This is a genomic window from Maribacter sp., assembly GCF_039968975.1.
Lineage (GTDB): Bacteria > Bacteroidota > Bacteroidia > Flavobacteriales > Flavobacteriaceae > Maribacter.
In genome coordinates this window covers 1-6,914 of the sequence record NZ_JBDVOT010000014.1, presented here as the reverse complement: position 1 = coordinate 6,914, position 6,914 = coordinate 1, and the positions used below count along the sequence as shown (strand labels likewise).

7 protein-coding genes and 1 pseudogene are annotated in these 6,914 nt (G+C 30.4%); all 8 read left to right on the top strand.

The genetic code is table 11. The features are described 5' to 3' along the window. Positions 1-242: pseudogene (locus ABJI11_RS00630) on the top strand (endonuclease V); the annotation flags it as partial. Positions 243-513: 271 nt separating this feature from the next. Beyond that, positions 514-1,077 (top strand): Crp/Fnr family transcriptional regulator, encoded by a 564-nt coding sequence (locus ABJI11_RS00625; protein ID WP_348348550.1) that lies wholly within the window; start codon positions 514-516, stop codon positions 1,075-1,077. A 65-nt stretch (positions 1,078-1,142) separates the two neighbouring features. Beyond that, positions 1,143-1,523: a hypothetical protein gene (locus ABJI11_RS00620; RefSeq protein ID WP_348348548.1), complete on the top strand. Its 381-nt coding sequence runs from the start codon at positions 1,143-1,145 to the stop codon at positions 1,521-1,523. Between the two features lie 108 nt (positions 1,524-1,631). Beyond that, positions 1,632-2,933, top strand: a complete 1,302-nt coding sequence (locus ABJI11_RS00615; RefSeq protein WP_348348546.1) for an amidohydrolase family protein — start codon at positions 1,632-1,634, stop codon at positions 2,931-2,933. A gap of 121 nt (positions 2,934-3,054) precedes the next feature. After that, positions 3,055-4,188, top strand: a complete 1,134-nt coding sequence (locus ABJI11_RS00610; RefSeq protein ID WP_348348544.1) for a hypothetical protein — start codon at positions 3,055-3,057, stop codon at positions 4,186-4,188. Between the two features lie 63 nt (positions 4,189-4,251). Continuing rightward, the gene (locus ABJI11_RS00605) at positions 4,252-4,746 is read left to right on the top strand and encodes an Imm26 family immunity protein (RefSeq protein ID WP_348348542.1); all 495 of its coding nucleotides are present in this window, start codon (positions 4,252-4,254) and stop codon (positions 4,744-4,746) included. Positions 4,747-4,837: 91 nt separating this feature from the next. After that, complete coding sequence (locus ABJI11_RS00600) at positions 4,838-5,308, top strand: hypothetical protein (protein WP_348348540.1); 471 nt, start codon at positions 4,838-4,840, stop codon at positions 5,306-5,308. 336 nt (positions 5,309-5,644) lie between these two features. Continuing rightward, on the top strand, positions 5,645-6,914 hold a 1,270-nt coding region (locus ABJI11_RS00595; protein WP_348348538.1), incomplete at its 3' end, for a hypothetical protein.

Below are 6,914 nucleotides of genomic sequence, written 5' to 3'. Positions count from 1 at the left end.
AAAAACTTGATAAGAAAATCCCTATTATTGGTGTAGCGAAAACTGGATTTCATTCAAATAAGTTAAATACAAAAGCTCTTTTAAGAGGGGAAAGTAAAAACCCTCTTTATATTTCAGCTATTGGGGTTGAATTGAACTTAGCCTATGAAAATATAAAATCAATGCATGGTAAATATAGGATGCCAACTTTACTTCAGCTAATGGATTCAAAAACAAAAGAAAAAGTGGGTGACACTATATAAAAAACATAGGACTTTTGTGCGAAATGGAACCGTCTGTGAATATTTATATTTAGCTAAGTAATAAACCGAAACGACAGTGCTTATCACCTGCCCCATGATTTCTAATACTTAACGCTATCTTCTATAGTAAAAAAACATAATGCTATATTACCATAGCACACCAATCTTTAAATCGCCATGTAAATAATAGTTCTTAAATAGCGCATAATTAAAAGTTAGGTGTTCGCAATTTTACGTACCAACTAAACATAAAATGGTAGCATAGTACACTATGGAAGAATTGAAAAACTGTATTTTAAGTCATGTAGCTATTGAGAACAACTCAATGGAAAACATTCTTAAAGTTTTTACACCTTTAAAAGTGGCTAAAGGAGAGTTCTTTCTTAAATCTGGAAAAATCTGCAGGCAAATGGCTTTTATAGCATCTGGTCATATGAGAATGTATGATATTGTAGATGGTAAAGAAATTACGTTTTGGATCGGTAGTCAAGGCAAGTTTATTACATCATTATCCAGTTTTATATTTGAAACCAGTAACAACTGGAATATTCAAGCAATTACCGATTGTGAATTGTATACCATTAACAGAGAGCATCATTTTAGGCTAAATAAGACAGAACCTAAATGGTTAGAATTCGATAATATTTTACTAGCTAATTCTTTTGCGTTATTGGAACAGAGCATGTTCTCTCAATTACACACAACGGCAAAACAACGTTATAATAAATTGCTTGAAGAAGAACCTGAACTATTTAAATATGTTCCTTTACAATATATTGCTTCAATGATAGGCATTACACCAGAATCTTTAAGCAGATTAAGAAAAATGCATTAACTACCATTTGTCAAGAGAGATTAGGCTGTGTTTAGAGAAATTTGCACAAACAAAATTTTCTTTAAATGAACCACTTACAAAATTCATTAAAAATCAATGCCATTTTTTCAAGCATCTCTGGTGTTATAATGATTTTATTACATGAGTCTTTGGTAAAACTGTTTGGCACTGACAATAACACTGTTTTCTGGGTTACAGGAGCAATCTTAATATACTTTTCTCTTACCATATGGTATGAAATAGGTAAACAAAGAAAACTAGCGGTCATTTGGATTATAGTTCAAGATTTCACTTGGGTTATAGGGAGTTTAGTTTTAATACTATTAAATCCGTTTGCCATAACACCAATTGGAAATTGGATTATTGGAGCAATAGCACTCATAGTTTTGTTTATGGGAGTAAACCAAACAATAGCTTTGAAAAAAGCTTCTACAACTAATTCATAACTAGAACTAACGTTAAAACTTTTCTTGCCAATTATTTACTAAATTCGGAGTCAGCGCCAGTGGACTTACCGTTCACTGAACTGTAAGCTTAAACCGAATAGGCAAGACATGAAAAAAAGATATTATATAGTAGTAATTCTGTTGGCATTTTTGCCATTAAAATCAATAGCACAACAAAAAAGCACCTACATAAAAGCGGGTACCCTATACGATAGTAAAAACAACAGATTATTAAAAAATAGGCTTATACATGTTAAAGGAACTAAAATTGTTGACGTTAGTGATTTTAAATCTCTGCCCGATAATACCAAAGTCATCGATTTAACAGGGTATACTGTACTACCTGGTTTAATAGATGCACATACCCACGTTCTTTTTTCTCAAGAGGCTAATGAAGATTTTGCAGAGCATAGCGTTCATTCTCTTACAATGGAAAGTGATGCTTTGAGAACATTGCGTGGAGCAAAAAGAGCCAAAAGCTATTTACTTGAAGGAATAACCAGCATAAAGGATCTTGGAAACTCTGGTTTATATCTTGATGTAGCGCTTAGAGATGCTATTAACGAAGGCACTATAGATGGTCCACGTATTTTTGCATCGGGTCCTATTTTAGCAGCAGAAGGTGGTCAAATTTATGGGGTTTTGCCAGAACATCAGCATATAGTTGAGCTAGAATACCGAATTATTAAAAATGTTCAGGATGCAAAAAATGCAGTTCGCGAACATGTAAACCAAAATGTTGATGTCATTAAAATTTGTGCAGATAATATACCCAACAAAACTTATTTAACTGTTGAAGAAATAAGGTCTATTGTTGACGTGGCTCATTCATATAATTTAAAAGTTACCGCTCATTCAATTACAAATCAGTCCGCCTTAAATGCCATTGAAGCTGGCGTAGATGGTATAGAGCATGGATTTAACTTAGATGATAGCACTTTAGATATGATGGCCGAAAATCAAATTTTTCTCGTTCCTACAGAAAATAGTAAAACATACATGGATACTTATGTAGCATTAGCCGGTTATGATGAAGATGACATTGATTGGATTGATGGATATGTAGAAAGAATGAACAAAAGACTTAAAAGGGCTATTGAAAGAAAAGTACCAATAGTTGCCGGTTCTGATAATTATACGGATATAAAAGTATCTAGGGGAAAATCTTCCAAAGACATGTTTAGATACTATGAAGAAGCAGGTATGAAGCCTTTAGACATACTTCAATCTAGCACATATATCTCAGCTCTTTTCTTAGGAAAAGAAAACCAAATTGGTCAGTTAACGACAAAATCAAATGCAGATATTATAGCCGTAAAGGGCGATATCAATAATGATTTCATCACTACTTTGGACAATGTAGTATTTGTAATGAAAGATGGTAAGGTCTTTTATAAGATAACCGATTAAAATTCTATTCTATCAACTGGGCAAAAATAAAATGAACAATATATTTATAAAAACAAAGAACATGTTCACATGCCCGTTATAGTTAACTTACTATATTTTAGTAAATAAAATATCAACCTAGATGAATAAGAAACATGAACTTACAAACAAAGAGTTAAATAAAATATTCAACATTGAAATTTTAGACTTAAAGGTTGTTTATAAATATGGGAAAATAGATAAACCAAGAGTTTACGAGAAAGATTTTAAAATGGACGAAGACGCATTGAAATTCTTTTATAAAAAGGAATGGGAAATGCTAAAAAAAGGATATATCTTAAGCAATGAAGATGCAAAATTTGGTGAGCCCAAACTGCATTATTTCACAAGTAGCGGCTATTCTGGATGCTTATCTTTCACCAATACTACAGAAGGGTTATTTGTATATCAACAAGGTTCATATGAAGATCCAAATAACCAATATGATTATATAATTAATATTGACGATCTAGGTAATTTAAAGAATAAGATAAAGCTACCTGATGTTTTACCTTGGGACATTCTGTTTAATTCTACAAACAAGTCTTTATTAATAAAATTGGACCATCACATTTATACGTTTAATATCGAGAATCAAAATTTTGAAAAAATTGCAGATAGGGAAAATGGTAATTGGGCCAGTTTTATTTCAATTGCTGAAAATTCATATAGCTACGGAACAAATGAAAAATTAATTGTAAAGGATTTTAAGGACAATACTTTGTTTGAACAAAATTACGAAGTGGAAATAATTAATGGGAGTATTGCCTTTTGTGCGGTATTATCAAAAACATCAAAATTACTTGCCGTACATACAAAACATGGAGAAATTGAACTTTATGACATTACTACAAAGAATCATTTAAAAACGATTAGAGGAGATTTCAAAAGTATTGACAAAATGATGTTTGCAGAATTAGACAAGACCCTTATTCTTAAAGAAAAATACCTTCAACCTCTACTATATATTGACATTGAAAAAAATGAACAGTTAGATTATCCTGCATTGGAAGTTCAGGCTTATTCTAAGGGTGTAGTCGATTTTTGCCTAAATAAAGAAGAATCAAAATTAGTTTTATTACAAGGGAATATGTTACATGTGTATGATTTTTCGAATAAAACCTATATCAAAAGTTTTAAAATAGAACATTCGGTAAAATCAGCAAATATCAAATTTATCAACGAAAATTTGGGTGTAAGAACTGACTATGGCTGTTTTAGCCTTTACAAAGTTTAAACGCTGCTTAAAATAAGAATCACTATAATTATTCTAATAAATAATTGACGTAAATACCATTAAATGAAAACAACCAAAGAGCATATTATTGGAACCATATTCTGTATTCCTCTATTTATGCCAAAAGATGATTGGAAACTTAAAGTAAAACTAACAAACGAAGATTTATCAAAAAACTTTGTATTTGGAAGAGTTATAGAAATCAGTTCATCTGTTTTGGTTGAAATATTTAATTACGTAGGTTGCGCAACATCAGATGTAAATGATATAATAAAGTCGGGAATTATGTTTTCACCGATCCAAATCTTTTGGGACGGTATCATAAAAAAAAGGTGGCGAATAATTGATCAACCAAAAAATTACGATAAGTATAAAGATTCTAATTATAAAAACTTAAAAATGGTTTTTGGTATGGATGAAGATTTTAGATTACGAGATCTAAGTACTAAAACAGAAACCTCAATTTCAAGCGAAGAGTCTGATAAATATGAGTTTTCATTGGTTTGGTTTCCAATAGATTTAGAGGATAGGATTATAGCACATTTAGAAGAAATGTGAATTCATTAGAAAAGTATTTGAATACTGAAAGATTACCTACCTTAACTTACACGTATTATATACGAAACTAAAGAATCATCAAAATATACAAATGGAAGAACATAAATTAAAAGTAACCGAGCTTCAAAAAGATTTAGTGGATGCCATAAATGAGAAAGAACAAGAATGTATTGAACTTATTCAGGAAAGTAAAACAAAGACGCCAAAAGAAAAAGTTCAATGGATCAGAGAGTATGTGGACAAACTTTTATTAAAAAAATACTCAGATGAAGACCTAAGAGAATATGCTTTAAAATTAGGAGCCCTATGGGGTAAAATGGTGGTTGAAGAGTACAACTGGAAATGGAAGTATATTAATTTCGGAAATGATGTTGAAGGCATCTATATTGTTTCTCCTAAAAATTATTATTGTTGTCCTCCCTTATACTTTTTGACAAAAATACTATTGAAAGAAAACGGCGGTTTTGACGGAAACAATGACAATACCGTAATGCTATTATTTAATATGATGAATGGTATTGAAAATAAAAAACCAAAGCAAAATTATCAGATTATAACTTAACCATACCAAAATCTATTGAAAACAAAATAATACAATCTTATAAGATAGGTATGATAATACCATTATTAAATTAGACTTATGCCTGTAAGTTATAGATACTACAATTAGGTTTACCTATGTTTTTAAACCTAAAGAATATAGATAGAATAATGGTTTACGAATTAGTTGTTGGCAGATTGATAACCACTATAATCAGTAAAACTCAAGTAAAAAATAAAACGTTTATTGACACGATAAAGTCTTATACTGACTTTAGTTCAAGACAAATATATCTTATAAAAAATTTGTTTAAATTCACTGTCAGCTAAACTTCGAATTCACTTTAAATTATTTTTTTTGTTTAAGTTATTCCAGAAAAAACCAATAATAGCAGTACTTGGAAAAGAACCAAGCATATTAGCTCAACTTAGTAAAGAAGTAACAAAAGGTGATTATAAATGGAAAACGTACGAAAGTGTAGAAGAAGCAAATAGCAGCAATTCTATATTAATAATAGAATTTTTGAGTCCCACTACGTATCATTTCCCACAAACACTCCAACCTTACTCTCTTTTTTCAGAATTCGACGTTATACCTTATAATGACAATTCTTATGACAAGCTCCTATTCAATTTAAACTTGTCAATAAAATTAGAAAAAACCAAGTATTTTTCAACTACGGTCAACGAGCTTTTAAAAGCTTACAAACAAGATATCGAGCAAATTGATTTCATATCTAATAAAGCGACTTTAGAATTACTTTGCTATCTGCCATATACCGCAACAGGTCAAAATGAGATGGTAGAATATATTAATGATATAAATTTATATTACCTTAATGCTATTGCACAATACGACAAACCTCAATACAGACAAACACTTATTTGGGAATTAGAATTGTTTAAAAACACGTTTGATGAAAGTAAAGAAAAGTTCATAGAACGACTTACTTTACTACTAGAAATCATTGATAGTATTAAACAACCATACGAATTTGCTTATATCAAATACTACCAAAGCAAGTTAATACAAGAAAGTATAAAGGGTAAAGCTGATGCATCTCTTTTTGAAAATCAAATACTAGCTTTTCAAGAGATTAAATTATTAATTGATAAAGAAAAGCATAAGGAGTTCTTTGCCGATGTTTTATATGATTTAGCAAATACCTACACTGAATTATTAAATCGAAACTATCAAATATCAACTATTGATAAAGGCATTGAAGTTTTTGAAGAATTAATACCTTTTCTTGACAAATCTAAAAATTACAAAAAATGGTTACATACCCATAATGCATATGCAAATGCTTTCTTTTTAAAGTCTACCCTTATCGATGATATAGCACATGCTAAAAAAGCATTAAAACTATACACTAAACTAAAGCATGAGTTCAATGTAAAAAAATCTGCTTGGGATTATGCCATGTATCAACAGAACTGTGCTGCCGCCGCAATTCATCTTGCAAAACTGGCTGATAGAGATTCTTCTACAAAATTAATTACGTTAGCGCTTGAACTATGCGAAAATGCCCTGAAAATTTGGACTTATGTTAACTACCCAAAAGAACATGCTTGCATTTTATTAAATATGGGAAAAGCACGTGCTCAAGAGGGTAAGACTAAAAAGA